General features: G+C 56.6%; 20 protein-coding genes, 1 other RNA gene and 2 pseudogenes. 12 read left to right on the top strand and 11 right to left on the bottom strand.

What is annotated here, in order from left to right; genetic code table 11:
* Positions 1-44: 44 nt before the first annotated feature.
* The 3 genes and pseudogenes from M1B35_RS23320 to M1B35_RS32370 form a co-directional block, all read right to left on the bottom strand.
* Positions 45-359 carry an RnfH family protein gene (locus M1B35_RS23320; RefSeq protein WP_268263219.1) on the bottom strand — a complete coding sequence of 105 codons (315 nt, stop codon included), beginning with the start codon at positions 357-359 and terminating at the stop codon, positions 45-47.
* Positions 352-786: a type II toxin-antitoxin system RatA family toxin gene (locus M1B35_RS23315; RefSeq protein ID WP_123337342.1), complete on the bottom strand. Its 435-nt coding sequence runs from the start codon at positions 784-786 to the stop codon at positions 352-354. The genes M1B35_RS23320 and M1B35_RS23315 overlap by 8 nt, the downstream gene beginning before the upstream one ends.
* Positions 787-793: 7 nt before the next feature.
* Positions 794-1069 (bottom strand): annotated as a pseudogene (locus M1B35_RS32370) (sodium-dependent transporter); the annotation flags it as partial.
* Between the two features lie 234 nt (positions 1070-1303).
* On the opposite strand from M1B35_RS32370, the gene smpB reads away from it, so the two are divergent.
* Positions 1304-1786 carry an SsrA-binding protein SmpB gene (smpB, locus tag M1B35_RS23310; RefSeq protein WP_123337344.1) on the top strand — a complete coding sequence of 161 codons (483 nt, stop codon included), beginning with the start codon at positions 1304-1306 and terminating at the stop codon, positions 1784-1786.
* Positions 1787-1861: 75 nt separating this feature from the next.
* Here the strand turns inward: smpB and M1B35_RS23305 are convergent, their stop codons facing one another.
* The gene (locus M1B35_RS23305) at positions 1862-2629 is read right to left on the bottom strand and encodes a GntR family transcriptional regulator (RefSeq protein WP_123337346.1); all 768 of its coding nucleotides are present in this window, start codon (positions 2627-2629) and stop codon (positions 1862-1864) included.
* 263 nt (positions 2630-2892) lie between these two features.
* On the opposite strand from M1B35_RS23305, the gene M1B35_RS23300 reads away from it, so the two are divergent.
* From M1B35_RS23300 to M1B35_RS23255, 10 genes and pseudogenes are all read left to right on the top strand, one after another.
* The gene (locus M1B35_RS23300; RefSeq protein WP_268263218.1) at positions 2893-4587 is read left to right on the top strand and encodes a lactate permease LctP family transporter; all 1695 of its coding nucleotides are present in this window, start codon (positions 2893-2895) and stop codon (positions 4585-4587) included.
* Between the two features lie 152 nt (positions 4588-4739).
* A complete protein-coding gene (locus M1B35_RS23295) occupies positions 4740-5564 on the top strand; it encodes a (Fe-S)-binding protein (protein ID WP_123337350.1) in 825 nt (274 codons plus the stop codon).
* Positions 5561-7015 (top strand): LutB/LldF family L-lactate oxidation iron-sulfur protein, encoded by a 1455-nt coding sequence (locus M1B35_RS23290; RefSeq protein ID WP_123337352.1) that lies wholly within the window; start codon positions 5561-5563, stop codon positions 7013-7015. The genes M1B35_RS23295 and M1B35_RS23290 overlap by 4 nt, the downstream gene beginning before the upstream one ends.
* Positions 7015-7686 carry a LutC/YkgG family protein gene (locus M1B35_RS23285; RefSeq protein ID WP_268263217.1) on the top strand — a complete coding sequence of 224 codons (672 nt, stop codon included), beginning with the start codon at positions 7015-7017 and terminating at the stop codon, positions 7684-7686. Before M1B35_RS23290 ends, M1B35_RS23285 begins: the two co-directional genes overlap by 1 nt.
* Positions 7683-10493 (top strand): FAD-binding and (Fe-S)-binding domain-containing protein, encoded by a 2811-nt coding sequence (locus tag M1B35_RS23280; RefSeq protein WP_268263216.1) that lies wholly within the window; start codon positions 7683-7685, stop codon positions 10491-10493. Before M1B35_RS23285 ends, M1B35_RS23280 begins: the two co-directional genes overlap by 4 nt.
* Positions 10494-10676: 183 nt before the next feature.
* Entirely contained in the window at positions 10677-10964 is a 288-nt protein-coding gene (locus tag M1B35_RS23275) for a hypothetical protein (RefSeq protein ID WP_123337358.1), read from the top strand.
* An 89-nt stretch (positions 10965-11053) separates the two neighbouring features.
* Positions 11054-11447: a transfer-messenger RNA gene (gene ssrA / locus M1B35_RS23270) on the top strand.
* Between the two features lie 187 nt (positions 11448-11634).
* A pseudogene (locus M1B35_RS23265) lies at positions 11635-12890 on the top strand (integrase domain-containing protein).
* 951 nt (positions 12891-13841) lie between these two features.
* The gene (locus tag M1B35_RS23260; protein ID WP_268263215.1) at positions 13842-14822 is read left to right on the top strand and encodes an integrase domain-containing protein; all 981 of its coding nucleotides are present in this window, start codon (positions 13842-13844) and stop codon (positions 14820-14822) included.
* Positions 14819-15094, top strand: coding sequence for a hypothetical protein (locus M1B35_RS23255; protein ID WP_268263214.1), 276 nt, complete (start codon positions 14819-14821; stop codon positions 15092-15094). Before M1B35_RS23260 ends, M1B35_RS23255 begins: the two co-directional genes overlap by 4 nt.
* Positions 15095-15469: 375 nt before the next feature.
* Here the strand turns inward: M1B35_RS23255 and M1B35_RS23250 are convergent, their stop codons facing one another.
* The 7 genes from M1B35_RS23250 to M1B35_RS23220 form a co-directional block, all read right to left on the bottom strand.
* On the bottom strand, positions 15470-18571 hold the full coding sequence (locus M1B35_RS23250) for an HsdR family type I site-specific deoxyribonuclease (RefSeq protein WP_268263213.1): 3102 nt from the start codon (positions 18569-18571) through the stop codon (positions 15470-15472).
* Complete coding sequence (locus M1B35_RS23245; RefSeq protein ID WP_268263212.1) at positions 18564-19763, bottom strand: ATP-binding protein; 1200 nt, start codon at positions 19761-19763, stop codon at positions 18564-18566. Before M1B35_RS23245 ends, M1B35_RS23250 begins: the two co-directional genes overlap by 8 nt.
* Before the next feature lies 1 nt (position 19764).
* The gene (locus M1B35_RS23240) at positions 19765-20976 is read right to left on the bottom strand and encodes a restriction endonuclease subunit S (RefSeq protein WP_268263211.1); all 1212 of its coding nucleotides are present in this window, start codon (positions 20974-20976) and stop codon (positions 19765-19767) included.
* The gene (locus M1B35_RS23235) at positions 20973-22535 is read right to left on the bottom strand and encodes a type I restriction-modification system subunit M (RefSeq protein ID WP_268263210.1); all 1563 of its coding nucleotides are present in this window, start codon (positions 22533-22535) and stop codon (positions 20973-20975) included. The genes M1B35_RS23240 and M1B35_RS23235 overlap by 4 nt, the downstream gene beginning before the upstream one ends.
* Before the next feature lie 92 nt (positions 22536-22627).
* Complete coding sequence (locus M1B35_RS23230) at positions 22628-22831, bottom strand: helix-turn-helix domain-containing protein (protein WP_095962098.1); 204 nt, start codon at positions 22829-22831, stop codon at positions 22628-22630.
* Between the two features lie 95 nt (positions 22832-22926).
* Positions 22927-23298, bottom strand: coding sequence for a hypothetical protein (locus tag M1B35_RS23225; protein ID WP_268263209.1), 372 nt, complete (start codon positions 23296-23298; stop codon positions 22927-22929).
* A 557-nt stretch (positions 23299-23855) separates the two neighbouring features.
* The gene (locus M1B35_RS23220; RefSeq protein ID WP_268263208.1) at positions 23856-24728 is read right to left on the bottom strand and encodes an EamA family transporter; all 873 of its coding nucleotides are present in this window, start codon (positions 24726-24728) and stop codon (positions 23856-23858) included.
* A 118-nt stretch (positions 24729-24846) separates the two neighbouring features.
* Between M1B35_RS23220 and M1B35_RS23215 the strand changes: the two genes are divergently transcribed.
* Complete coding sequence (locus tag M1B35_RS23215) at positions 24847-25629, top strand: AraC family transcriptional regulator (protein WP_268263207.1); 783 nt, start codon at positions 24847-24849, stop codon at positions 25627-25629.
* The last annotated feature ends 108 nt before the right edge of the window (positions 25630-25737 follow it).

The raw sequence follows: 25737 nt of genomic DNA, 5'->3' as shown, positions 1-25737 counted from the left end.
AACCCGGCATGCCGGGTTTTTTATTGCCTGCCATTCCAACCAGGCTATTTATCCTGAGCCCTGGCCAACGCAGCTTTCGCCGCACGCAAGCGCCGAACCTCTTTCGGATCAGCCAGCAACGGACGATAAATCTCAAGTCGGTCCCCCGCCTGCAACACATGGGCCTCCGGAGCGGCGATGGCCTTGGCGAAAATCCCCAGCGGGCAAGTCGCCAGATCCAACTCGGGGAACTGCAACCCAAGCCCAGAGCTGAGTACGACTGAACGTGCCGTCGACCCCACGGGCACAGAAAGCTTGAGCAAGCACTGTCGATCGACCGCGGCATACACCACTTCGATCTCGATCAATGACTCAACCATGCAGTTGCTTGGCCCGCTGGCAGAACGCGTCAACCAAGGTGTTGGCGGCCTGATTGAACAGCGGCCCCAACGTCGCACGCACCAGCGGACCGGCGTAGTCAAAGGAAAGGTCCAGGCTGATCTTGCAAGCCTTCTCTCCCAGGGGCTTGAACACCCAGACACCGTGCAATTGATTGAACGGCCCTTCTTCCAGGTTCATTTCGATCGAATGCCCGGGCACCAGGGTATTGCGCGTGACAAAGTGCTGGCTAAGCCCGCCCTTGGCCACCGCCACACTGGCGCGCATGTGCTCCTCACTGCTTTCCAGAACTTCAGCGGCAGAACACCAAGGCAAAAACTCAGGATACCGAGCCACATCATTGACCAGGTCATACAGGGCTTGCGCCGGATACGGCAGAAGGGCCGAGCGTTGAATATGAGTCGTCATGTCAGCTTCATTTCCACAGCTGGGCGGCAAACACTAAAAGAATGCCGATGGGCGCCATACAGCGCATCAAAAACAAGGCCAGGGGAGCGTTAACCCAGGACGACAAACGACTCGTTCATCACGAACCGCCGCGCCCCATCACCCAGGCTGCGAATACCACGAAGCACAAACCGCCAAAAGGCAACATGACCCGCGAAGTGAAAACAGTGGCCGCCAAACCAGGTAGACCAACGACCGAGCCTCACCGGTAGAGAGGCAAAACGCCGCCTTCGTTCAGGAAAAAACCCGGCCTGCCGGCAAAAACCATTGAGCGCTATAGCCATCCGGCGCACTGATCAGCCGGTGATCACTCGCCAGAACGGTGTACAAACGCCATCCATTGGCAGCCTGCCCTTGGGACTTTGGCGGCGCGCTCAAGCGAAAAAACAGGGCGCATTGTCCGGGATTCAATCAACCTGCTCAAGCACGCTGCATCACCGTAGCCGACGCGCGCGCAACTCCCTATAATGCCGCCCCTATGGCTAAACAGAAGAAACACCCAACAGGGACCATCGCGCAAAATAAAAAGGCGCGACACGATTACTTCATCGAACAACGGTTCGAGGCTGGCATGGTCCTGGCCGGCTGGGAAGTAAAGAGCCTGCGGGCGGGCAAGGCGCAACTGGTGGACAGTTATGTGCTGCTCAAAGATGGCGAGGCCTGGCTGCTCGGTAGCCATTTCACGCCACTGACCACCGCTAGCACCCACGTCATTGCCGACCCGGTGCGCTCGCGCAAACTACTGCTGAACAAGCGCGAGCTTGAGAAGCTGTATGCCGCCGTGCAGCAAAAAGGTTACGCCTGCGTGTGCACTTCGCTCTATTGGAGCAAGCACCTGATCAAGTGCGAAATCGCACTCGGCAAAGGCAAGAAGGAATACGACAAGCGCCACACTGAGCGCGAACGCGATTCCGACCGTGAGTTGCAACGCGCCGTGCGGACCAAGGGTAAGGAAGACTGATCTTCCTGCCTTAAAGTCTCTATCGCCGACAAGCCGGCTCCTAACCCGTAGGAGCCGGCTTGTCGGCGATTTGCGTTAAATGCCTTTACGCCGTTCGGCCCGGGCCATGCGCTGCACTTCCTGACGCACCTCCTCAAGCACCTCTTGCACATACAGAATGTGTCGGCTGGAGATTTCCCTCGCCTGCTCGGCCCGCCCCTCGATAATCGCCAGGTACAGGTCCCGGTGCTGACTGATCAGCATGTCGCGGGTTTCGGTGCGCTGTTTGTACATGCCGCCAATATTGGTCACCACATTGCGCTTGAGCAGATCGAACAACCCACGAATGGTGTGCAGCAACACCGCGTTATGGCTGGCTTCGGCAATGGCCAGGTGAAACTTGGCATCCGCCGCCCCCTCTTCCGCCCGGCTGATGTCATCGACGCGGGTGTAACAGTCCTGTAGTTCCTCAAATGCCGCGGTGAGCCGCTCGCGGTCCACCTCCGTCGCCCGCTGGGCCGCGTAATAAGCACAAGAGGCTTCCAGGGTATGGCGAAACTCCAACAAGTCGCGCTGAGCTTCCGGGTTGCTTTCCAAAAGCTGCAACAGAGGATCGCTGAAGGTCGAACCCAATGATTCGACCACGTAGTTACCGCCGCCCTGGCGACTGATCAACAGCCCCTTGGCGGTCAGCTTCTGGATCGCCTCGCGCAATGAGGGGCGGGATACGCCGAACTGCTCGGCCAAGGCACGCTCGGCCGGTAACCGCTCACCCGCCTTCAAGGTGCCCTCGAGGATCATGCCCTCGAGCCGCTCGACAATGTCGTCAGACAAACGGCGCTGACGAATCTGATCAAACCCCATAACTCACTCTCCACCATCCCGACACCTCGCCGGGCTCTCTATTCTGGCCTATTGGCGCCGCGCCAACACCTGGCAGACGCGACTCAATTCAGCCGATCAGTGGCCACTGACCCGCAGGCATTCGACAAAAGTTTTAGGGCGGCAAATTGACACACCACGCACAAGGCTTTTACCCTAGCCAACAGCGATTGTAAATTGGTCTTACCAATTAACCAAGACCGCTTATCAGTGCCTGACCAACAACAATTAGGGGCCACCCCACTATGCAAACCTGGCAACAGCTCTACAGCCCGCTCGGCAGCCTTGGCCTGTCCGCTCTCGCGGCTGTTATCCCGATCGTTTTCTTCTTCCTGGCCTTGGCCGTCTTCCGCCTCAAGGGGCACGTCGCCGGCAGCATCACCCTGGCACTGTCGATCCTGGTGGCGATCTTCGCTTTCCAGATGCCGGTCGACATGGCGCTCGCCGCCGCCGGCTATGGTTTCGCCTACGGCCTGTGGCCCATCGCCTGGATCATTGTCGCCGCGGTATTCCTCTACAAACTGACCGTGAAGAGCGGCCAGTTCGAGGTCATTCGCAGCTCGGTGCTGTCAATCACCGACGACCAGCGCCTGCAAGTGCTGCTGATCGGCTTCTGCTTCGGCGCCTTCCTCGAAGGGGCAGCCGGTTTCGGCGCTCCAGTGGCAATCACCGCCGCGCTGTTGGTGGGCCTGGGCTTCAACCCGCTGTATGCCGCCGGCCTGTGCCTGATCGCCAATACCGCGCCGGTGGCGTTCGGCGCCTTGGGGATTCCGATCATCGTGGCGGGCCAAGTGACCGGCATCGACGCCTTCAAGATCGGCGCCATGACCGGCCGCCAACTGCCGCTGCTGTCGCTGTTCGTGCCGTTCTGGCTGGTGTTCATGATGGATGGCCTGCGCGGCGTCAAAGAGACCTGGCCTGCCGCCCTGGTGGCCGGGCTGAGCTTTGCCATCACCCAGTACTTCACCTCGAACTTCATCGGCCCTGAACTGCCGGACATCACCTCGGCCCTGGCCAGCCTGATTTCCCTGACCTTGTTCCTCAAGGTCTGGCAGCCCAAGCGCACCGCAGGCGCGCAAATCGCCGGTGCCACCTCGGGCACGGCCATCACCGCCAGCGTCGGCGGCTTCGGTCAGCCACGCAGCACCGTGGCCTCGCCCTACAGCCTGGGGCAGATTTTCAAAGCCTGGTCCCCGTTCCTGATCCTCACCGTGCTGGTGACCATCTGGACCCTGAAACCCTTCAAGGCGATGTTCGCCGCGGGCGGCTCCATGTACAGCTGGGTGTTCAACTTTGCCATCCCGCACCTGGACCAGATGGTGGTCAAGGTCGCGCCGATCGTGACCAACCCCACCGCCATTCCGGCAGTGTTCAAACTGGACCCGATCTCCGCGACCGGCACGGCGATTTTCTTCTCCGCACTGATCTCGATGCTGGTGCTGAAGATCAATTTTAAAACTGGTCTGACCACTTTGAAAGAGACCCTCTACGAACTCCGCTGGCCGATCCTCTCCATCGGCATGGTGCTGGCCTTCGCCTTCGTCACCAACTACTCCGGCATGTCCTCGACCATGGCTCTGGTGCTGGCCGGTACCGGCGCGGCGTTCCCGTTCTTCTCGCCGTTTCTCGGCTGGCTGGGGGTGTTCCTCACCGGGTCCGATACCTCGTCCAACGCCCTGTTCAGTTCGTTGCAAGCCACCACCGCGCACCAGATCGGCGTCAATGACACCCTGCTGGTGGCAGCCAACACCAGCGGCGGCGTAACCGGCAAGATGATCTCGCCGCAATCGATCGCCGTGGCCTGCGCCGCCACCGGCCTGGTGGGCAAGGAATCCGACTTGTTCCGCTTCACCCTCAAGCACAGTCTGTTCTTTGCCACTATTGTCGGCCTGATTACCCTGGCCCAGGCTTACTGGTTCACGGGCATGCTGGTCCACTGACAGCCGCCTGGCACACGGAAAAAACCGACGCCGGACCACGCTTCCGGCGTCTGTAATTCACAACCCGGTCTGCAAGGCTGCTGAAAGCTTGACGCTTTACTCTCCAGCAGCCTCAACGGACGGATAACCGGGACCACCCGGAGACACGCCTGATGAGCGAGCTTTTTTACAACGCCGTGCCTAACGCAACCCGTGTCGCACCGCCGCTGGCCGAACCGCGCCACTACCCCAGCGAAAAACCGCAACGGGTCTATCTGTTCGGCACGTGCGTGGTCGACCTGTTCTATCCCGAGGCCGGGATGGATGCGATTCACCTGCTGGAGCGCGAAGGCATTCGCGTCGAGTACCCGCAAGGGCAAAGCTGCTGCGGACAACCGGCCTACACCTCGGGTTACACCGAGCAGGCGCGCACCGTGGCTCGCTCGCAGTTGGCCCTGTTCGCCGAGGACTATCCGGTGGTGGTGCCTTCGGGCTCCTGCGCAGGCATGTTGCGCGAACATTACGCCGACCTGTTCAAGGATGAGCCGCAAATGCTGATACAGGTTCAGGCCCTCGCGGCACGGACCTATGAATTGGCGGAGTTCCTGCTGTTTGTCTGCAAGGTGCAGCTCAAGGACAGCGGTGCGCCCGTCAAGGTGGCCTTGCACACGTCGTGCTCGGCACGCCGGGAAATGAACACCCACCTGCATGGCCGTGAGTTGCTGTCACAGTTGAGCAACGTGGAGCGAGTGGAGCACAGCCACGAAAGCGAATGCTGTGGCTTTGGCGGCACTTTCAGCGTCCGAATGCCAGACATCTCTGGCGCGATGGTGGCTGACAAGACCCGTGCGCTGAAGGAATCCGGCGCGCATCAGGTGCTGAGCGCCGATTGCGGCTGCTTGATGAATATCAACGGCGCCCTGGAGAAACAACAAGAGGCATTGCGCGGCCAACACCTGGCGAGCTTCCTCTGGCAGCGTACCGGAGGTGCCCAATGAGCGCCCCGGAACTGATCCCGACCGTTGCCGTGTCGGACGATTTTCGCACCCGGGCTCACGAGGCCCTGGGTGACAAACAACTGCGAAACAACTTTCGCAGCGCCATGGATTCACTCATGGCCAAGCGTGCGGCCTCGTTCAGCGATGCCCACGAACGGGAACATCTGCGAGCGCTGGGCAATGCCATTCGCGCGCGTGCATTATCCAAGCTGCCCGACTTGCTCGAGCAGCTTGAACAGAACCTGACCCGCAACGGTGTGACAGTGCACTGGGCGGAAACGGTGGACGAGGCCAATGGCATCGTCCTCTCGATCATCCGCGCTCACGAGGCGCGGCAAGTGATCAAGGGCAAATCGATGGTCAGCGAAGAGATGGAAATGAACCATGTCCTCGCTGAACAAGGCATTGAATGCCTTGAGTCGGACATGGGCGAATTTATCGTCCAGCTCGACCACGAGAAGCCTTCACACATCATTATGCCGGCGATCCACAAGAATGCCGGTCAGGTCGCGTCCTTGTTCCACGACAAACTCGGCGTGGAGTACACCAAGGACGTTGACCAACTTATCCAGATCGGTCGCAAGGTCCTGCGGCAGAAATTCTTCGAAGCCGATATCGGCGTCTCCGGCGTCAACTTTGCCGTGGCCGAAACCGGCACCCTGCTGCTGGTGGAAAACGAAGGCAACGGGCGCATGTCCACCACCGTGCCGCCGGTGCACATCGCCGTCACCGGGATCGAGAAAGTCGTCGAGAACCTGCGTGACGTGGTTCCCCTGCTCTCGCTGCTGACCCGCTCCGCCCTCGGCCAGCCGATCACCACCTACGTCAACATGATCTCCGGCCCGCGCAAGCCCCATGAGCTCGACGGCCCCGAGGAAGTGCACCTGGTGCTGCTGGACAACGGCCGCAGCCAGGCATTTGCCGACAGCGAACTGCGCCAGACCCTGAACTGCATCCGCTGCGGCGCCTGCATGAACCATTGCCCGGTGTACACGCGCATCGGCGGCCACGCCTATGGCGAGGTCTATCCGGGGCCGATCGGCAAGATCATCACCCCGCACATGGTCGGCCTGGCCAAGGTTCCGGATCACCCCAGCGCCTCGTCGCTGTGCGGCGCCTGTGGCGAAGTCTGCCCGGTGAAGATTCCGATCCCGGCCCTGCTGCGCCGACTGCGGGAAGAAAACGTCAAGGCCCCCGACAGCCCCCATCAAGTGATGCGCGGCCAGGGCAGCAAGTACTCGCGCAAGGAACGTTTTATCTGGAACGCCTGGGCCCGCCTCAACAGCTCGCCTCGGCTCTATCGGTTGTTCGTCCTGGCGGCGACACGCCTGCGCGCCTTGACGCCCAGCAACGTCGGGCCCTGGACGCAAAACCACAGCGCGCCGAAACCGGCCGCCCGTTCGCTGCACGACCTGGCACGCGAGCACCTGGCCAAACAGGGAGACCGTTGATGAGCGCCAAGCAGAATATCCTCGCCAAGCTGCGCACCAGCCTGACCGGCGCCACGCCGATTGTGGATAACTTCGACGAGGCTCTGGTCACCGAGCCTTACACCTACACGGCTGAACAACGCATCCCGCAACTGCGCAAGCTGATGGAAGCGGTGCACACCGAAATCCACCTGACCACAGGCGACCACTGGCCGACGCTACTGGCGCAACTGCTGAACGAGCGCCAACTGCCCAGCCTGCTGATCGCCCCAAGCACACCCCATGGCCAGCGAGTGACTCAGCACTGGGCCCAGCACCCTGAGTTGCCGCCGCTCAAGGCCTACGACCGCCCAGTGGAAGCCTGGAAAGCCGAGCTGTTCAACGACACCCCGGCCAGCCTCACCACCACCCTCGGCGCCATCGCCGCCACCGGCAGCCTGATTCTTTGGCCGACCCGCGAAGAACCGCGGTTGATGAGCCTGGTACCGCCGGTGCACTTCGCCCTGCTCAAGGCCAGCGAGATCCGCGACAACTTTTACCAGGTGCAACAGGAGTACCAATGGGCCCAGGGCATGCCGACCAACGCGCTGCTGGTGTCCGGTCCATCGAAGACCGCGGACATCGAACAAGTCCTGGCCTACGGCGCCCATGGCCCGAAAGACTTGGTGGTACTGATCCTGGAGGACCAATGAGCCTGCCAGCCGCCTTTTTGCATGACGCCCAACAACTGATCCCCGCCGAGCGGCGTTTCGACGACCCGCTATCGACCCTGGCCTTTGGTACCGACGCGAGCTTCTATCGCTTGATCCCCAAGTTGGTGATCCGTGTCGAATCCGAAGATGAAGTGGTGGCCTTGCTGCAACTGGCCCAGCGCGACCGGGTGCCCGTGACCTTTCGCGCCGCCGGTACCAGCCTCTCGGGCCAGGCGATCAGCGATTCGGTGCTGATCGTCCTTGGAGATAACTGGAATGGCCGGGAAATCCGCGCTCAAGGCCAGCAGATCCGCCTGCAGCCCGGGGTCATCGGCGCTCAGGCCAACGCCTGGCTGGCGCCGTTCGGGCGCAAGATCGGCCCTGACCCGGCGTCGATCAACGCCTGCAAGATCGGCGGCATCGTCGCCAACAACGCCAGCGGCATGTGCTGCGGCACCGCGCAAAACACCTATCACACCCTGGCCGGCATCCGCCTGGTACTGGCCGACGGCACACGCCTGGACACCGAGGACGCCGACAGCGTCGCGGCCTTCCGCAACAGCCATGGCCCCCTGCTGGAACGCTTGGCCGAACTGGGCCGCAGCACTCGGGCCAACAGCGAACTGGCCGCCAAGATCCGCCATAAATACCGACTGAAAAACACCACGGGCCTGTCCCTCAATGCCCTGGTGGATTTCGATGCGCCACTGGACATCCTCAGCCACCTGCTGGTGGGCTCGGAAGGCACCCTGGGCTTTATCAGCGCGGTGACCTACGACACGGTGATCGACCATCCGAACAAAGCCTCGGCCCTGATCGTGTTCCCGGATGTGGAAACCTGCTGCACCGCCGTCACCGTGCTCAAGAGCCAGCCGGTGTCGGCGGTGGAGCTGCTGGACCGTCGCAGTCTGCGCTCGGTGCAGGACAAACCGGGGATGCCGGCGTTCGTCCAGCAACTCTCGGCCAATGCCTGCGCACTGCTGATCGAATCCCGCGCGGCGTCCTCATCGCTGTTGCAGGAACAACTGGCGCAGATCATGAATTCCCTGGCCGCCTTCCCGGTGGAGAAACAGGTCGACTTCACCGAAGACCCGCAGGAAAACGCCAAGCTCTGGGCCATCCGCAAAGACACCTTCCCCGCCGTTGGCGCGGTGCGTAAAACCGGGACCACGGTAATCATCGAGGACGTGACCTTCCCCGTTGAGCAACTGGCCATCGGCGTCAACCGCCTGATCGAGCTGTTCGACAAGCACCACTACGACGAGGCGATCCTCTTTGGCCACGCCCTGGAAGGCAACCTGCACTTCGTCTTCACCCAGGGCTTCAACAGTGCCGAAGAAGTGGCGCGCTACCAGGCCTTTATGGACGACGTGGCACAATTGGTGGCGGTGGAGTTCGGCGGCTCGCTGAAGGCCGAACACGGCACCGGACGCAACATGGCGCCCTTCGTCGAACTGGAATGGGGCAGCGATGCCTACCAGCTGATGTGGCAGCTCAAGCGCCTGCTGGACCCCAACGGCATCCTCAACCCGGACGTGGTGCTCAGCGAAGATCCGCAGATCCACCTCAAGCACCTCAAGCCGCTGCCGGCCGCCGACGAGATTGTGGATAAGTGCATCGAATGCGGTTTCTGCGAACCGGTGTGCCCGTCCAAGGGGCTGACGTTGAGCCCGCGCCAACGCATCGTTATCTGGCGCGATATCCAGGCGAAGAAACGCGCCGGCGTCGACACCACGGAACTGGAGGCGGCCTATCAGTACCAGGGCGTCGACACTTGCGCCGCCACAGGCCTGTGCGCACAACGCTGCCCGGTGGGGATCAACACCGGCGAGCTGGTGAAGAAACTGCGCAGCCAGAGCGCCAACCACGGCAAGACGGCCGATTGGCTGGGCAATCACTTCGCCGCCACCTTGCAGGGCGCACGCCTGACCCTGCACGTGGCCAACGGTGCGCGGATGCTTTTGGGGGCACCACGCCTGGCCAGGATTTCCGCGGCCATGACAAAAATATCCAAGGGCCAAGTCCCGCAATGGACCCCAGCCATGCCGCAACCGGAGAAAGCCATTCGCTTCAGTCCGGCACTCAGCGATCAACGTCCAAGGGTGGTCTACCTAGCGGCTTGCGTGTCCCGCGTCATGGGCCCGGCAGCGGCGGACAAGGAACAGATGTCGCTCTACGACAAGACCCGCGGCCTGCTGGAAAAGGCCGGTTACCAGGTGGTAATTCCAGACAATGTGGAGAGCCTGTGCTGCGGCCAGCCGTTCGCGTCCAAAGGTTACGCCGAACAGGCCGAGCATAAGCGCCAGGAACTGATCGGCGCCCTGCTGCATGCCAGCCGTGGCGGTCTCGACCCGATCTACTGCGACACCAGCCCCTGCACCTTGCGTCTGGTGCAAGACCTGGGGGGTGTGCGCCTGGACCTCTACGACCCGGTGCGCTTCATTCGCACCCACCTGCTGGAGCGCCTGGACTTCACCCCCCAGGAGGCGCCGATTGCCGTCCACGTCACCTGCAGCACCCAGCACCTGGGGGAAAGCCAGGCACTGATCGACCTGGCCCGGCGCTGCAGCAACAACGTGGTGATCCCGGAAGGTATCCATTGCTGCGGGTTCGCCGGCGACAAGGGCTTCACCACCCCGGAACTCAATGCCCACTCGCTACGCAGCCTCAAGGACGCGGTGCAGTATTGCAGCGAAGGCATCTCCACCAGCCGCACCTGTGAAATCGGCCTCAGCCAGCATGGCGGTATCGACTATCACGGGCTGGTCTACCTGGTGGACCGCGTCACTCAGCCCAGGGCCCTCTGACCGTCGCAACGAAAAAGGAGCATCACGCTCCTTTTTTTCATCTTGGACGAAAAAAAAGCGAATTCCTGCTGCCGGCTATAGTCGATTGCTTAGGCCCCAGTGAATGAGGCTTATCACCGACCTCGGCAGGTTGTCCTGGATTGATCGGCAGCACCGAGACCAACCGTTCAAGGAGATACCTTTATGAAGCGTTCTGCATTGGCTGGACTGTTCATTACCGCGACGATGCTGGCGTCCCCGGTGTTCGCCGCGGCCCAAGAGGATCTGTGCCAGATCAACCTGCAAAAGATCAAAGACGCCAAGGTCAGCACTGAAGTGATGAGCGAGCAACTGAGCGCCGACGTCGACGCTTCCGTGCAGCAAGCCACCGCGGAAAAAGCCAAGGGCACCGAGGAAGGCACCAAGAACTGCATCTCCATCACCACCCAGGCGATACAGAAATTGCAGAACAACACCAAGGGCGATCAGTAGGCTTGATGCACGAGGCCAACCTTCGGGTTGGCCTTCTGCTCAGGCTTAGCGTAGAATCCGCCCACCTGTTGGTTATGCACAACAGGTTCGGGGCCGTTTAGGATTCGACGCCGGTTGCGAAACTTTAGGTGCATGCCGAGTTGGTAACAGAACTCGTAAATCCACTGTTGCAACTTCCTATAGTTGCCAATGACGAAACCTACGGGGAATACGCTCTCGCTGCGTAAGCAGCCTTAGCCCTTCCCTCCTGGTACCTTCGGGTCCAGCAATCATCAGGGGATGTCTGTAAACCCAAAGTGATTGTCATATAGAACAGAATCGCCGTGCAGTACGTTGTGGACGAATCGGCTAAAACTTACACAACTCGCCCAAAGCACCCTGCCCGTCGGGTCGCTGAGGGTTAACTTAATAGACACGGCTACGCATGTAGTACCGACAGCGGAGTACTGGCGGACGGGGGTTCAAATCCCCCCGGCTCCACCAAATGATCAAAAAAAGACGTCCAAGGACGTCTTTTTTTGTGCCTGCGATCCAGTAAATACGCGGCCTCCAGCGCTTTTTCGGTCTTTTGAAAGTTTTTGAGTTCCAGCCATTCGGGTATTCCAGCCGGTATTCCAGTCCGTCCGGTGCTAATCTTTGGAATACCGAATCAGTGCTTGAGGACAATCTCATGCCTGCTCAAAACCTCCGCCTCTCCGATCGACAGCTCAAGGGAGTCAAACCCGCGTCCAAGGATTATGTCCTCACTGACGGTGACGGTTTGCAGCTCCGCGTACGCAGCAACGGCTCGTTGCTGTGGAATTTCAACTACCGCGAACCGGTGACCAAGAAGCGCATTAACATCGGCTTCGGGACTATCCCGAACTGTCGCTGGCGAATGCACGAAAGATGGCAGTCGATGCACGCGAGCTGCTCGCACAGGGCATCGATCCGAAGGTGCAGCGCAACACGCTGAATGAAGCCAAGCGCGCAGAAACGGAACACACCTTCGAGAACGTGGCCACCGCTTGGTTCGAGCTCAAGAAAGACTCGGTCACCCCAGCCTACGCCGAGGACATCTGGCGGTCGCTCACGCTGCACGTGTTCCCCGATTTGAAGACGACACCACTCACCAAAATCACCGCGCCGATGGTGATCGGACTGCTTCGTCCAATCGAAGCGAAAGGCAGCCTGGAGACGGTCAAGCGTCTTAGCCAGCGGCTAAACGAGATCATGACCTACGGCGTAAACTCCGGCCTGATCTTCGCCAACCCGCTCACCGGCATTCGGGCAGTATTCAAGAAGCCCAAGAAAGAGAACATGGCTGCGCTGCCACCCGAAGAACTCCCCGAGCTCATGCTGGAGATCGCGAACGCCAGTATCAAACGCACAACACGCTGCCTGATCGAATGGCAGTTGCACACCATGACTCGACCTGCCGAGGCGGCGACCACTCGCTGGGCAGACATCGACTTTGAAAGGCGTGTCTGGACTATCCCACCGGAGCGGATGAAAAAGCGCCGCCCTCACAGCATCCCGTTGAGTGATCATGCTGTCGCACTACTGGAATCACTGAGGACTCACAGCGGCCATCGCGAATACGTCTTCCCGGCAGACAGAAATCCGCGCACCCACGCCAATAGCCAAACGGCCAACATGGCGTTGAAGCGCATGGGCTTCCAAGATCGCTTGGTCAGCCACGGCATGCGCTCGATGGCCAGCACCATCTTGAATGAACATGGGTGGGACCCGGAGCTCATCGAAGTGGCACTGGCGCACGTCGACAAGGATGAGGTGCGAAGCGCCTACAACCGAGCCGACTACATCGAACGCAGGCGACCGATGATGGCCTGGTGGAGTGATTACATCCAGAAAGCCGCCACCGGCAGCCTGCTTGCGTCAGCATACGGCCAAGTCAGAGACAAGAACGTGGTGCCGATTCGCTAGCGCTGTGCAGGTGCAAGAATTGCAGCAACAACTGAACGTTCAAGATTCGGGGCAAGCAGCGTCGCTTATCCGCTTTTAAGCACGGGTCCTTCCAAATAGGGCTGCAAAGCCGCCCTGTTTGGAAGGACCTCACTTTGAAAAGCTAAAAGCCAAAACGATGTCCAGGATTTACCACGGAATTCCACCGGTGGATATCCGTTCTTCAAGTCCAAAGTGGCGCTGAATTTCGAACCTTGACCGGGTTTATCCACAAGCGTAGAACTGGCCGTGCAAGTGCTGTCGATGACAGCAACCCAGGTGGCCCGAACCTTGAAGGTCACGCCGCTCCCGCGGTGGTTCTCCCCCCAAATGGCGATTAGCGTCCGGCAGCTCGCCCGGTCACCTCCCCGGTGATGGATGCCTACTTCAGATCATGGCCCACGTGCGCCAGACGACACTTCCTACTCCGCTGCCCTGCAGCAACCTATCCGCTTGGCCGAATCTTGCGCCAACCTGCGCCCGTCTCTTTCTCCTGGAAAGAGACGGGCGCTTCTAACACTGCTGCAGCCCTGATCGCACATGGCTTTGCGGCAATCCCCCTCGTGACAATCGGCGTGACAAATGCCGATGTCACCAGCAACAGCGCTGTAGATGATGGTGCCGCAGACCAGGGAATGGACTGCACCTGACTGACAGTCAGGCATGCCCCGGTCATCGCATTGCTGCGTTCACCCGGCTCAGGATCTCGCGGCACTGGTCTCGTTAGCCAATGCAGCCTCCGCCCGCCCACCGGTATCGGTGCTCAGGAGGCCAGATCATGAGATGCCCTTGCTCCCGGTTGTAAGGAGCCGCCAGTCCTGCGTTAGAGGACATCCCCACAGGTCGCAGGGGCCTTGATCCCTGATAACACTCAGCATTCTTGGCGGGATGACGTGGGGCGAGGGTTGGAGATCGGATGATGAGGTGACTGACATGGCATTGGTAGGTAGACGCGATGGCCGCAATTTCGGTTACGGCAGGCAGTTGAGCTATGCGGGTCAGCAGGCGCTGAAAGATATGTTCGGTGGTGGCCATTACGGCACGGTCAAGGCGCACAGCGATCGGTGGCGGGCATTCGTGAAGTGGTGCCGGTCTGAAGCGGGACCCGGGATCAACGATGCGCGGCAGATTGACCGCGAGGTGTTGTCGAACTATGCCGCATACCTTCGCGGATTGGTTGAGCACGGTCACCTAGCTATCAGCACTGCGCAAAACCGGCTATCCAGCGTTAATAGGACAATGGCAGCGCTTCGCGGTGATCAGTATGTGAAATTGCCAAGTCCAAGCATTGCGTTGAGTATGCAACGCAACGGAGTTCGCCACTCGGTTCCGCAGGGCCAAGACCGCGAGCAGGTTAAGCCGATTATCGATGAACTTTGCAAGGATCATCAGCTACGGTCAGCCGCGATCATTCTGTTGGCGCGGTCCACCGGCATGCGCTTGCGAGAGGCCATCTTGGCTGACCTGCCACGGCTAAGCCTTGAAGCCAAAGACTTAGCCAGAATCAACATTCAGGACGGCACCAAAGGCGGCCGCGCCGGTGCATCAGCACCTCGTTGGATTGCGGTGGACGACCATATTCGTGGCGCGCTTGAATTTGCTAGGCTAGTCTCGCCTGCTGGTAGCCGAAACCTGATTGCTCCGAACGAAAGCTACTTGAGCGTTCTCCAGGAAATCGTCCGTCCTGCGCGCGACACCATTCATGCGCACAATCTCAAAGGCTTCCACGAACTACGAGCGGCGTACGCATGTGAGCGCTACGAGCAAATCACCCAATATCGCGCACCTATCAACGGCGGTGAATGTGGTCAGCTAAATCAGCGCCTTGATCGTGAGGCCCGGAGGCAAATCGGCTATGAGCTGGGGCACGGTCGGATCGATGTGGTCGCTGCCTATATTGGAGGACGGACATGAGCAAGCCATTCGATATGGAGTTGTTCTTGGCTGGCGTGCTGATTGGTTCGCACGCAACGCGGCAACGTCATTTGCGCCAGGCGAAAATCATTCAGGTTGAAATCGCAAAGCGGTGGCTGCGAGAAAACCCGTGGACTTGGCAAAGGAAGCATGTGGCGTGGTTTCTTGAGCATCGCTTAAATCAACGCAGCGATTCGACACGCTATTACTACTTGCTGACCGTGCGGCTGCTCGCTCGTCGTTTACAAAAAACCTGGGGGTTCAATCGCTGAGTGAGAGCGGCCGCTATCAACCATAGCCGCCACTGGCGGAGAGTAGCTGGCGGCCCGAAGCGGCCATTCGAAGGTGACTACGAATCTAGGGGCAATTCAATGCTAGCCTCTCGAGGAAGCACCGGGTGAGCGCGCCACCCATCTTGAGTTCGGTGGGGTTTATAGAGCGCTTACGATACACCATCGCTATGAACACATCTCTGGTCGACTCATCACTGAGCAACTTGAGGGCCATATTGGCATGGCTGCTCACTTCGCGAACATTGAGTAGCACAAGGCCCCATCAACAGGACTGGTTCACGCGCAAACTCACGCGAATTTTGCCCAGTGCTTGCGTTGAACGGGGCCACTTATGAAAATACTCTCTCGGCTTTTTTATACGCTCCCACCCACACCTTTGAACTTCTCGACAAACGTAGCGATCTTTTGGAAGACGCTCTGCTTCTTGGTCAGGTATTGCGGGTTCAGCGGGCTCATCTTGGGTAGTACGGCGTTGAGTTCTGTACCGCTGTCGCTGGCGAACTCCCGCTTCAGAGAAGTGGTGATATAGCGTCTGGTCGCTTCTGCATTGAGGTTCTCAGCGCTAATAAGCTCCTGAGCCTCTCGTTGTTGTTCCGCTTGGGCGAAAATGAAGAAGGCGTCTATCACACTGGCCTTATCGCCAATCTGGTCAAGGTCGGTTTGATTGATGAAGTCCACAAGCAAGCTCTCTTTGGCGCGGTTGCCCAGACTTGCGCGAATCACGCGACGCACCTCATCCACTAGGTCGGACTTGCTCTTGATCTTTTTGTTGTGTTCGAAGATCAGCTCAAGGATGTAATCTAGGTTGATTTCTTGCGACTTGAGCAGGTCCACCTCAAAGACCACATCATCCCAATCGATAGTTGATTTTTCTTTGTCGTTGGAGGACTTCTCCCGACGCAGCCAATCGCGAACATCGTTATAGGTTGATCGATAGTCCTGAATTTTCCGCTCTGCTGGTATCTTGATTGCTTGCAACGCAGCCAGATCTTCATCGTTTAAATAGTGCTTGGCCTTGAATGCTTCAACTGCCTCCGGATCATTCAGGTCGACACTTTGCACGGCCATCAGTCTGGCAAATTCATCGTAGTTCTGCAGCACGTTCTCAACGCGCAAATACTCGCCGAACAGTTTCGCGAAGGCTTTTTTATCGGACTCTTTTTCAATGGCTGAAGGGTCAGGAAAACGCTGTTCCAACTCTTTCACCACTTCCACAAAACCGCGCCGCGCTTCACCGGTGGCCACATCGGTAAAGCCCTCCATGTATTCCTTGTAGCTCTTCTCCAACACCACATTCTTGGTGTTTTTATCTCCAAACAAGGTAATGGCGTCGATGGTCGCCTGTTCCAGGTCGCGGAAGGTAACGATATTGCCAAAGGTCTTGGTGGCATCGAAAATTCGGTTGGTGCGCGAGTAAGCCTGCATCAAACCGTGGTAGCGCAGGTTCTTGTCCACAAACAGGGTGTTCAGCGTGGGGGCGTCAAAGCCGGTCAGGAACATGCCGACCACGATCAGCAGGTCAATTTCCTTGGCTTTAACCTGCTTGGCCAGATCACGGTAGTAATTCTGGAAGCCATTGCTGTCCACGCTGAAGTTGGTTTTGAACAGCGTGTTGTAATCGACAATGGCCGCGCTCAAGAACTCCTTGGCGCTGCTGTTCATGGCAGCCACATCAAAACTTTCGTCCTGAATGTCGCCAATCGCATCCTGCTCCTCGTTGGCAGCGAACGAGAAGATAGTGGCCACCCTCAGTGGTTTTTCGCTGCTCTTCTGCAGCTCCCTGAAGCACTCGTAGTACAGCTTGGCTGCATCCACGCTGCTAACCGCAAACATGGCGTTGAAGCCTTTTGTTGCAGATTGCAGGCGGTGGGTTTTTTGCCGGAAGTTATTCAGGATGTACTGCGTAATCTCGCGGATACGGTCGGGGTGCAACAGGGCTTGCTTGTTCTCTGCTGCGCTCAGCTTTTTCTCGTCTGTCTCGGTTTCGATGGCTTTGAACTGCGGGCGCACATCGTTGTAGTCCACCTTGAACTTGAGCACTTTTTCATCACGAATGGCGTCGGTAATTACATACGAATGCAACTCCCGACCGAACACGCTGGCAGTAGTGTCCGCGCCCAGGGCGTTTTGCGGAAAAATAGGCGTGCCGGTAAAGCCAAACTGATAGAACTTTTTGAATTTCTTCTTTAGATTTTTCTGAGCTTCACCGAACTGGCTTCGGTGGCATTCATCAAAAATAAACACCACCTGCTTGTTATAGATGGGTAGGTCGCCTTCGCTTTTCATCAGATTATTGAGCTTCTGGATCGTGGTGACGACAATCTTGTTGTCGTCCTTATCCAGGTTGCGTTTCAGGCCGGCGGTAGAGTCAGAGCCATTCACACTATCCGGTGAAAAACGCTGGTATTCCTTCATGGTCTGGTAATCCAGATCCTTGCGATCCACCACGAAGAACACTTTGTCGATGAACTCAAGTTCGGTAGCCAAGCGCGCCGCTTTAAAACTGGTCAGCGTTTTGCCTGAGCCGGTGGTGTGCCAGATAAAGCCGCCGCCCTCAAGCTGACTCCAGCTCTTGGCCTGATAAGCGCTGTTGATCTTCCACAAAATTCGCTCAGTGGCAGCAATTTGGTAGGGACGCATTACCAACAGCGCATTGCTAACATCAAACACCGAATAATGCAGCAACACATTGAGCAGGGTGTTTTTCTGAAAGAACGTAGCGGTAAAGTCTTTCAGGTCTTTGATCAGGTTGTTATCCGACTTTGCCCAATTCATGGTGAAGTCGAAGCTGTTTTTGTTACGCTGGGTGGTGTTGGCAAAATAACGGCTATCGGTGCCGTTGGAAATGACAAACAGTTGCAAATACTTGAACAAAGACTGCTCGCTGTTAAAGCTTTCTTTGCTGTAACGGTGCACCTGATTAAAGGCTTCGCGAATCGCCACGCCTCGCTTCTTCAGCTCCACCTGCACCAGCGGCAGACCATTGACCAAGATCGTCACATCGTATCGGTTGGCATGGCTGCCCGCTTGCTCAAACTGCTTGATCACCTGCACCTTATTACGGGCAATATTCTTTTTATCCAGCAGATATATGTTCTGAATATGACCATCGTCAAACACAAAGTCATGGATATAGTCATCATGGATCTTGCGGGTTTTATCGACGATGCTGTCGCTGGGTCTGTCCAGATAGGTTTCAACAAAGCGCTGCCACTCGCCTTCAAGAAACTGCATGTTGTTCAATGCCTGCAACTGCTCGCGCGCATTGGACAGCAGTTTCGCAGGTGTGTTTAAACCAAGGGCATACTCGTAGCCCTGATTCTGCATGTCTTGAATGAACTCTCGCTCTAGGTCGCCTTCGCTTTGGTAGTTTTCTGCGACCTTCCATTCTTGGGTGTATTTGTCCAGAACGATGAAGCTATTCGATTCGGCGATGGGCTTTGTGTAATCAACCATTTTGATTTTCCTGCTGCCAAAATCTGTAGGTGCTCGCCAAGTGATTAAGCAATAGCGCGACCGTATTTTTTTCTGGCTCACTAGGCTCGGCGACGGTTTCGTGGGATAAGGTGCTATGACTGGTAAATTGAATAATAAACTTTAAATAGGTTTGTTTATCGTCAGGTAAAAGCTCCGCCCATCTTGGATAGCCCAGATAACTGGCTGTTTTCTCATACAAATTACGCAAGAGTGTAAAATGATATTTTTGCACCTGATTATCAGCAATTGCTTTCTCAAGAATTTTCTTAAGGTGCAAGTGATAGGAAAAGCTTGTATCGGAGTCACCATGCTTTTCAACCAGATCAAAGGTGCCATCCTCAAGTCGCCCCAACATGTAACAGGTTTTATTTTTTAGCTCATTATGCAGCACGTTATAAAACAGCGGACTGTGCGTTGTAATGATGAACTTTAGAGAAGATTGACTGGATTTTATCAAGCTCGCCAAGTTTACGGCCAATTCAATTAAATGGTTCTCATCGAGAGAGCTGACTGGATCATCAATAAACACATATTCCAACTTATCGAACTGGTTGGTTTCTCTCTCACTAGGCTCGACGATATTTAAAATCGTTACAACTTGATCTAGCAGAGTGTGGAAAACGCTCCAGATGAAGTTACTTTCCTCGCCTTTTGATATTTTGATATGACCGGTACGTTCATCGTCACCTCGCTCTAGTGAAAAGCTAACTTCAGTAAAGTCTTCGCTAAAATGCGGAGTTAGTTTGTCATTCGCATATCGCTGGAAGTAGGTAACGATGTTTCTATCTTGGCCGAGATCTTTGAGTAGAGTGAGCAGCCAGTCTGTATAAGAATTGGGCTGAATTTTTAGTTTCGGTTCTGCATCACTCTCCAGATCGTTATCCCAATAAAACAAGTCCTCGGTAAAAGCGTTGTAATAAAGGACTTTGTTGCGCGTCAACTCAGCCTGATTGGGTTCATCATCGCCCTCATTGTCATCGGCTTTGGACGCAATCAGCTGTTTGAACTCCCGTGAAAGGCGTGTCTTGCCTGTACCATTAAAGGCATATATCAGCTGCACCTTTGGAACCGGCTTGGCTTCTTCAACCTCCTTGGTTTTTTCAGGTACAGTTTTTTTAACTGTTTTTGATGTACTCAGTTGTTGAGCAATTTCCCTTAGCGTCTTGCTCATGTTATGCCACCACTTTTTCAGGCTCAGGGAAGCTCAGCAGTAAATCGCGGTAATGCTCGTACTGCTGTTGGCGCAACGCAATTTCGCGCGGCAAGCCTTCGGTGATAGAGCTGGTGAGGGCGTCGAATTTGTCGAGGATGGCGACGATGCGTTCTTTTTCTTCAGGTGAAGGATTTGGAATTTTAATGCCATTTAAATTCTTTTGATTCAGCTTCGGTTGAGCAGCCCCTGAAATGTACGGCGTTAAATCAATACTATTTAAGTAATACTCAACGTATCTTCTTTCGGCATATGTCTCGAATTTAAGCACATGTGCGTGATTATTTACCCAGCTTTTACCGCTAACGCTAAATGCTATTGGCGTGTTTCGTGCCAACAGATTTGCACCGTCTTCAGAAACAAGCAAAAAGTCACCATCAAAAATGTAATCTTTAACGTAATCGACAATGCCCGATGCGCCGTAGTATGGAATATTACCAACATCCCTTAGTCCGCTTCTTATAGGCTTGCGCTTTGAGTCAAGGTTTTCAGCAAGCTCACCCAACGACTTCCACTCCACGTCCCTTTCGTCAAAACTCAACAACTGGTCGCGATAGTAGTTGTATTGTTTTTTGCGGGCTGTAAGCTCGCGTGTAAGCTCGCGTGTAAGCTCGCTAAATGCGTCCAGAATACGGACGATTTCGGTCTGGATTTCCAGCGATTTTTTGGGGCTTTCTGGACAGGGGAGTGGAATTGGGATTTTTGCCATATCTGTGGCAGAAATATCAATTACCTTTGCACCCTTTGCATATTTTCTTTTTTCAGACGCAAATTCGTTTGTTTGAGTGAAATATGCAAAGTATTTTCCCAGAAGAAGGTCTCCGGGCTTCAATACGGTTGCATGTCCGCCCGTAACTGCTTGCGGCTCGCCAAGATAAACCAACGCTTTGCCTACATCTTCAAGGTTTTCACTTGTGTTGGTGATTACAACATCACCCTTGTTTACCTTCTTTAGCTGCTTAGCTAGCTCAGGTGAAACAAAGGATTTTGTTTCAGTCGTGGATAGGCCGTAATAGGTATATATCTGGCCGTAGTGGATAGCCGGCACACCTGCTTCAGTGAAGTCCTTCTTTTGCAAGCCGTTGCCACGAACTAGTTCGCCAAGGGTCCCCAGCGCCCGCCGCTCCACCCCTGCGCCATCCAGCAGCTTTTCCAAAAGGGTCACTCCGCTCATGCTTCCAGCTCCTCGCCTTCAATCTCTGCGACGATGCAATCAATATCCATCCGAAGCCGGTCGATCCTGGCGACGGTGGTTTTCAACTCGGCATTAAGCTGAGCAATCTCCACCACTTCGCGGATGTCTTTGGCTTCGACATAACTGCTGACCGACAGGTTGTAGTCATTGGCGGCCACTTTCTCGAACGGAACGGACAAGGCGAAGTGCTCCACATTCGCCTTGCTGTCGAACACCGCCATGATCTGGTCTATGTGCTTATCCAGCAGCACGTTGTTGTTAGTTTCCTTCTTGAAATAGTCTTTGCCGCTGGCATCAATGAACTGCGTGTTGGTGTCCGTTTTGTGTTTGGACAGCACCAGAATATTCACAGCAATGGTGGTGCCAAAGAACAGGTTGGGTGCGAGCGAAATCACGGTTTCAACGTAATTGTTATCCACCAGATATTGACGAATTTTCTGCTCAGCGCCGCCACGGTAAAAAATACCGGGGAAGCAAACAATCGCCGCGCGGCCTTTGCTTGAAAGATAGCTGAGGGCATGCAGCACAAAAGCAAAGTCGGCTTTCGATTTGGGAGCCAGCACACCGGCAGGCGCAAAGCGGTCATCGTTGATCAGGGTGGGGTCGTCCGCCCCCTTCCACTTCACCGAATACGGCGGGTTGGAGACGATGGCATCGAAGGGTTTATCGTCGCCAAAGTGCGGCTCGATCAGCGTATCACCGAGCTGGATATTGAATTTGTCGTAGTTGACGTTGTGGAGGAACATATTCATCCGCGCCAGGTTATACGTCGTGTGGTTGAGTTCCTGACCGAAAAAACCGTCTTCGATGATGTGTTCATCAAAGTGCCTCTTGGCTTGCAGCAGCAGCGAGCCCGATCCGCAAGCGGGATCGTAGATCTTGTTGATACTGGTTTGCTTGTGCATGGCGAGCTGGGCGATCAGCTTGGAGACCTGCTGTGGAGTGAAGAACTCACCGCCCGATTTGCCGGCATTGGCGGCGTAGTTGGAGATGAGGAATTCGTAAGCGTCGCCAAACAGGTCGATGTGGCTTTCGTCAAAGGTGCCAAAGTCCAACTTGGCTACACCTTTGAGCACGTCGGCGAGGCGCGCATTCTTGTCCTTTACGGTATTGCCCAGACGGTTGCTAGTGGTGTCGAAGTCCGCAAACAGACCTTTTATGTCGCGCTCGGAGGGGTAGCCGTTTGCCGAGTTTTCGATAGCGGCAAAGATGGCGGCTAGATCGGTGTTCAGGCTTTCGTTGGTGTTGGCACCGGCAGCGATAGTGGCAAACAACTGGCTGGGGTAGATGAAATAGCCCTTGGTCTTAATGGCATCGTCTTTGATATCTGCGGTGATGACCTTATCGGGCAACTCAGCGTATTTGATGCTGTCGTCTCCGCCCTCAATGTAGCTGGCGAAGTTTTCGCTGATGAAACGGTAGAACAAGGTGCCAAGCACGTACTGCTTAAAGTCCCAACCATCGACTGCGCCACGAACATCGTTAGCAATTGCCCAAATCTGGCGTTGCAGGGCGGCGCGTTGTTGGGTGCTGGTCATGGGGTATTCCTATTGATTATCTAAATGTTTGTCATTTGTTTGATGTCGTTAAGACGTCTGTTTGTGATCTGGAGCCTTGGCGGCAGCGCCATCTATGTTTGTGTCAGCTCAAACAGATCGCCTATTTGGCATTCAAACAGCAGGCACAGCCTCTCAATGGCTTCCAGATCCACTTTCTGCGCTGTTTCTTTGTAGAGCAGGGTTACCGTGGCGCGGCTTAGCCCTGTTTCTCTGGCAACATCAGCAATACGCATCTTGTGCTCGCCCATCATGCGGGCGAGGTGGCAGCGGATCATGGCTGTGCCCCCTAGCAATTTGTCTTCTCGCGAAACCCCGAGAGTAACGCGACGCTTTTCTTGGTGCGACATTTTGTTAGTCAAACTCAAATTTTTCAATAGAAAACAACTTTTATCGGTTTTTGGCTTGTATGGAAATTGAGCGCGGAATCGAGCCCAAGCCCAAGCAGGAGATCCGCTCCAGTTGCTATTCGGCGGCAAACGCCTTCGTGGGCTGGCGAGGTGCAACAGCAGCCCGACACTGACTGCATTAACAGAATGCAGCGCGTGACTGAGGGCCAGGCTGGCGAGTTCGGATGTTCAACAGCATCCACATCAAACCAAAACGGTGCCGGTGCCAGCCCTTGCGCACGATCAACTACTGACAGGTTCTTGTGCTTACCTGCCAGGCGTTGATCAACGAAATGATGCAGGCATTCATCAAGAGTACGGCCCTTGCTGAGTTCTGGCCGATTCAGTTCGTACACCGACTGGTAGTGCTGTCGGCAGCGCTCTACTTTCTACCATCCCGCAGCGCCCATATCAGCCTTGAGTCATGGCCAGAGCCTAACCATCGGCAGGCCTGAGCTCCACCAGCATCACCAGCGCCGGCTTACTCCTTTCTTTACCTGCCCCTTTCGTAGGCAACGAGCACCCACTGGTTTGAGTCGTAGATGCTGATCATTCTTGACCAGGTAACGCATGGCGTGGTGCACGTTAGCCCGTGCATTCAGATCTCGCCTATCCAGGACGAAAATCCTAGAGAGGTTCATTCTCAACGAAGCAGAGACAGGGTTGCACCTTGGTCAGATTCTCCGGAAGCGTTAGATCAGAGGCTGGTATTCCAAACGGTATTCCATGAAATAATCTAACCAGATTTTCTACAATAAAATCATATAATTATATTTCCTGTTCAGATTACCCCGGCCAATCCAAGTTTCCACATGTTCCTACATGACCGGAAACACCCCAAGAAAGCCCGCCCCGTGCGGGCTTTCTTGTTTTTGACTTTCCATCTACTCCGCCCATCAAAACTGCACGCCTCCTACTCCCTACACCAAACCCTCGGCCCCTTCATCAACCCCACAACCAGCGCCGATAGAATCAACGCGATGGACAGGCCTTCGTTGAGGTCAACCCGGTGCCCCAGCATCAGCACTGAACCGGCGATGCCGAAGATGGGAATCAGCAAGGACAGCGGGGCCACTCGGGATACGGGGTATTCGCGCAGGAGCAGGTTCCAGCCCCAGTAACAGAAGTGCGTCGCTGCGTAGACCTGGAACAACAGCGAGAACACGGCCACGCCTTCGAGGTGGCTGACGAGGGTGGTGAACGGCGTCGGTCCATGGGCGAGCCAGGTGAGTGCCAACAGGGGAATCGGTGGGAACAGGCTGGCCCACACCACGAAGGCGAACATTTCCCGGACCTTGGACTGTTTGATGATGACGTTGCCGACGCTCCAGCTAAAGGCGCTGACCAGCAGCAACGCATAACCGATTGTCGTGCCCTGGCCGGGGCTGCTGAGGATGATGCTGAACAACCCCAGCACGGCCAGTACCACGCCGAGTATCTGCCCAAGGCTAAGGTGTTCGCGGAACAGCAGTACGCCCCAGCCCAGGGTGAAGAAGGCGCTGAACTGGATCAACAGGGCCGCGGTGCCCGGAGGGACGCCCAACTCGATGCCGACGTTGATCAGCGCCCACATGGCCACTCCGAAAATCAATCCGTAGGCCACCAGCCAGCCCATCGCGATGGGCGGACGTTTGACAAAAAAGACCCAGGGCAATGCCGCCAGGGTAAAGCGCAGCGCCGTGAGCAACAGCGGATCGATCGCCGCCAGTCCCAGTTTGGTAATGGGAAAATTCAGGCCCCAGACGGCCGTCACCAAGACGGCCAGGGCCAGGTGTTTCTTTTGCATAGCGCGGATTCCACAAGACAGGGGGCGGCGCCTGTATGCGCCAGCCAGGGCCCCACTATGCGCAATCGCCAGCATGGCTCGCTTGCACTATCAGGTCATAGATCAGTAAATTCGGGCCATGCGCAAAACCGAGCTAGACACCGACGAGAATATTCCCCGCGACGCGGTGGTCACGGCCCATGACTATGGCGACGGACTGCTGTTTGAACGACATACCCATGAACGAGGGCAATTTGCCTATGCCGCCTGCGGGGTGATCACTGTGTTCACCTGCCAGGGCAATTGGGTCGTGCCCCCACAACGGGCCATCTGGGTGCCGGCGCACGTGCCCCATGAGATGAGCATGAGCGGCCCGGTGACCATGCTGAACACCTACATCCGTACCCCCGCCGCCGACCAGCTTGGCCTGCCAGCGCACTGTCAGGTCTTCGATGTATCAGCGCTGCTTCGGCAGTTGCTGATCCGCGCCATCGACGTTCCGGCCTGCTATGCGCAGGCGAGTCGGGACGGTCATTTGATGGGGTTGCTGCTGCACGAAATAGCCGCCATGGCGCCCCTGTCGCTGAATGCCCCGCTGCCGAGTGAACCCAGGCTGGCGCAGGCCTGCCGCACCCTGCTGGAGCAACCGTCGCTGGAGGTCGGCATTGATGACATGACCCGGCAGGTGGGCATGAGCCGCCGCACCTTCACGCGGCTGTTTCGCCAACAAACCGGGAGCAGTTTTGTCGAGTGGCGCCAGCAGGCCTGCCTGTTGGCGGCGGTGGTGCGCTTGGGGAACGGGGAGCCGATTACCCGGGTGGCGACAGACCTGGGCTACAGCAGCCCGAGTGCCTTCAGCAGTGTTTTCCGTCGAGTGCTCGGCGAGGTGCCGAGTCGGTACTTTCCAAAGGACCCGCTGTGAAACCGGCCGATTGAAACCTGCTCCACCACGGCTTTGCCCCTCGATACCCTGACCTGGCAGGCAACAAAAAACCCGCTGCCACCCTCTCGGGGCGACAGCGGGTTTCTT

The organism is Pseudomonas morbosilactucae, assembly GCF_023241665.1.
Taxonomy (GTDB): domain Bacteria; phylum Pseudomonadota; class Gammaproteobacteria; order Pseudomonadales; family Pseudomonadaceae; genus Aquipseudomonas; species Aquipseudomonas morbosilactucae.
This window is presented reverse-complemented; position numbering and strand designations above follow the sequence as displayed.

Coding starts and splice junctions, on each gene's coding strand:
- M1B35_RS23280 (WP_268263216.1), top strand. CDS start 7,683: ATGAGCCTGCCAGCCGCCTTTTTGCATGACGCCCAACAACTGATCCCC.
- M1B35_RS23295 (WP_123337350.1), top strand. CDS start 4,740: ATGAGCGAGCTTTTTTACAACGCCGTGCCTAACGCAACCCGTGTCGCA.
- M1B35_RS23235 (WP_268263210.1), bottom strand. CDS start 22,535: ATGACCAGCACCCAACAACGCGCCGCCCTGCAACGCCAGATTTGGGCA.
- smpB (WP_123337344.1), top strand. CDS start 1,304: ATGGCTAAACAGAAGAAACACCCAACAGGGACCATCGCGCAAAATAAA.
- M1B35_RS23300 (WP_268263218.1), top strand. CDS start 2,893: ATGCAAACCTGGCAACAGCTCTACAGCCCGCTCGGCAGCCTTGGCCTG.
- M1B35_RS23275 (WP_123337358.1), top strand. CDS start 10,677: ATGAAGCGTTCTGCATTGGCTGGACTGTTCATTACCGCGACGATGCTG.
- M1B35_RS23315 (WP_123337342.1), bottom strand. CDS start 786: ATGACGACTCATATTCAACGCTCGGCCCTTCTGCCGTATCCGGCGCAA.
- M1B35_RS23260 (WP_268263215.1), top strand. CDS start 13,842: ATGGCATTGGTAGGTAGACGCGATGGCCGCAATTTCGGTTACGGCAGG.
- M1B35_RS23230 (WP_095962098.1), bottom strand. CDS start 22,831: ATGATCCGCTGCCACCTCGCCCGCATGATGGGCGAGCACAAGATGCGT.
- M1B35_RS23250 (WP_268263213.1), bottom strand. CDS start 18,571: ATGGTTGATTACACAAAGCCCATCGCCGAATCGAATAGCTTCATCGTT.
- M1B35_RS23305 (WP_123337346.1), bottom strand. CDS start 2,629: ATGGGGTTTGATCAGATTCGTCAGCGCCGTTTGTCTGACGACATTGTC.
- M1B35_RS23240 (WP_268263211.1), bottom strand. CDS start 20,976: ATGAGCGGAGTGACCCTTTTGGAAAAGCTGCTGGATGGCGCAGGGGTG.
- M1B35_RS23215 (WP_268263207.1), top strand. CDS start 24,847: ATGCGCAAAACCGAGCTAGACACCGACGAGAATATTCCCCGCGACGCG.
- M1B35_RS23285 (WP_268263217.1), top strand. CDS start 7,015: ATGAGCGCCAAGCAGAATATCCTCGCCAAGCTGCGCACCAGCCTGACC.
- M1B35_RS23245 (WP_268263212.1), bottom strand. CDS start 19,763: ATGAGCAAGACGCTAAGGGAAATTGCTCAACAACTGAGTACATCAAAA.
- M1B35_RS23290 (WP_123337352.1), top strand. CDS start 5,561: ATGAGCGCCCCGGAACTGATCCCGACCGTTGCCGTGTCGGACGATTTT.
- M1B35_RS23220 (WP_268263208.1), bottom strand. CDS start 24,728: ATGCAAAAGAAACACCTGGCCCTGGCCGTCTTGGTGACGGCCGTCTGG.
- M1B35_RS23255 (WP_268263214.1), top strand. CDS start 14,819: ATGAGCAAGCCATTCGATATGGAGTTGTTCTTGGCTGGCGTGCTGATT.
- M1B35_RS23320 (WP_268263219.1), bottom strand. CDS start 359: ATGGTTGAGTCATTGATCGAGATCGAAGTGGTGTATGCCGCGGTCGAT.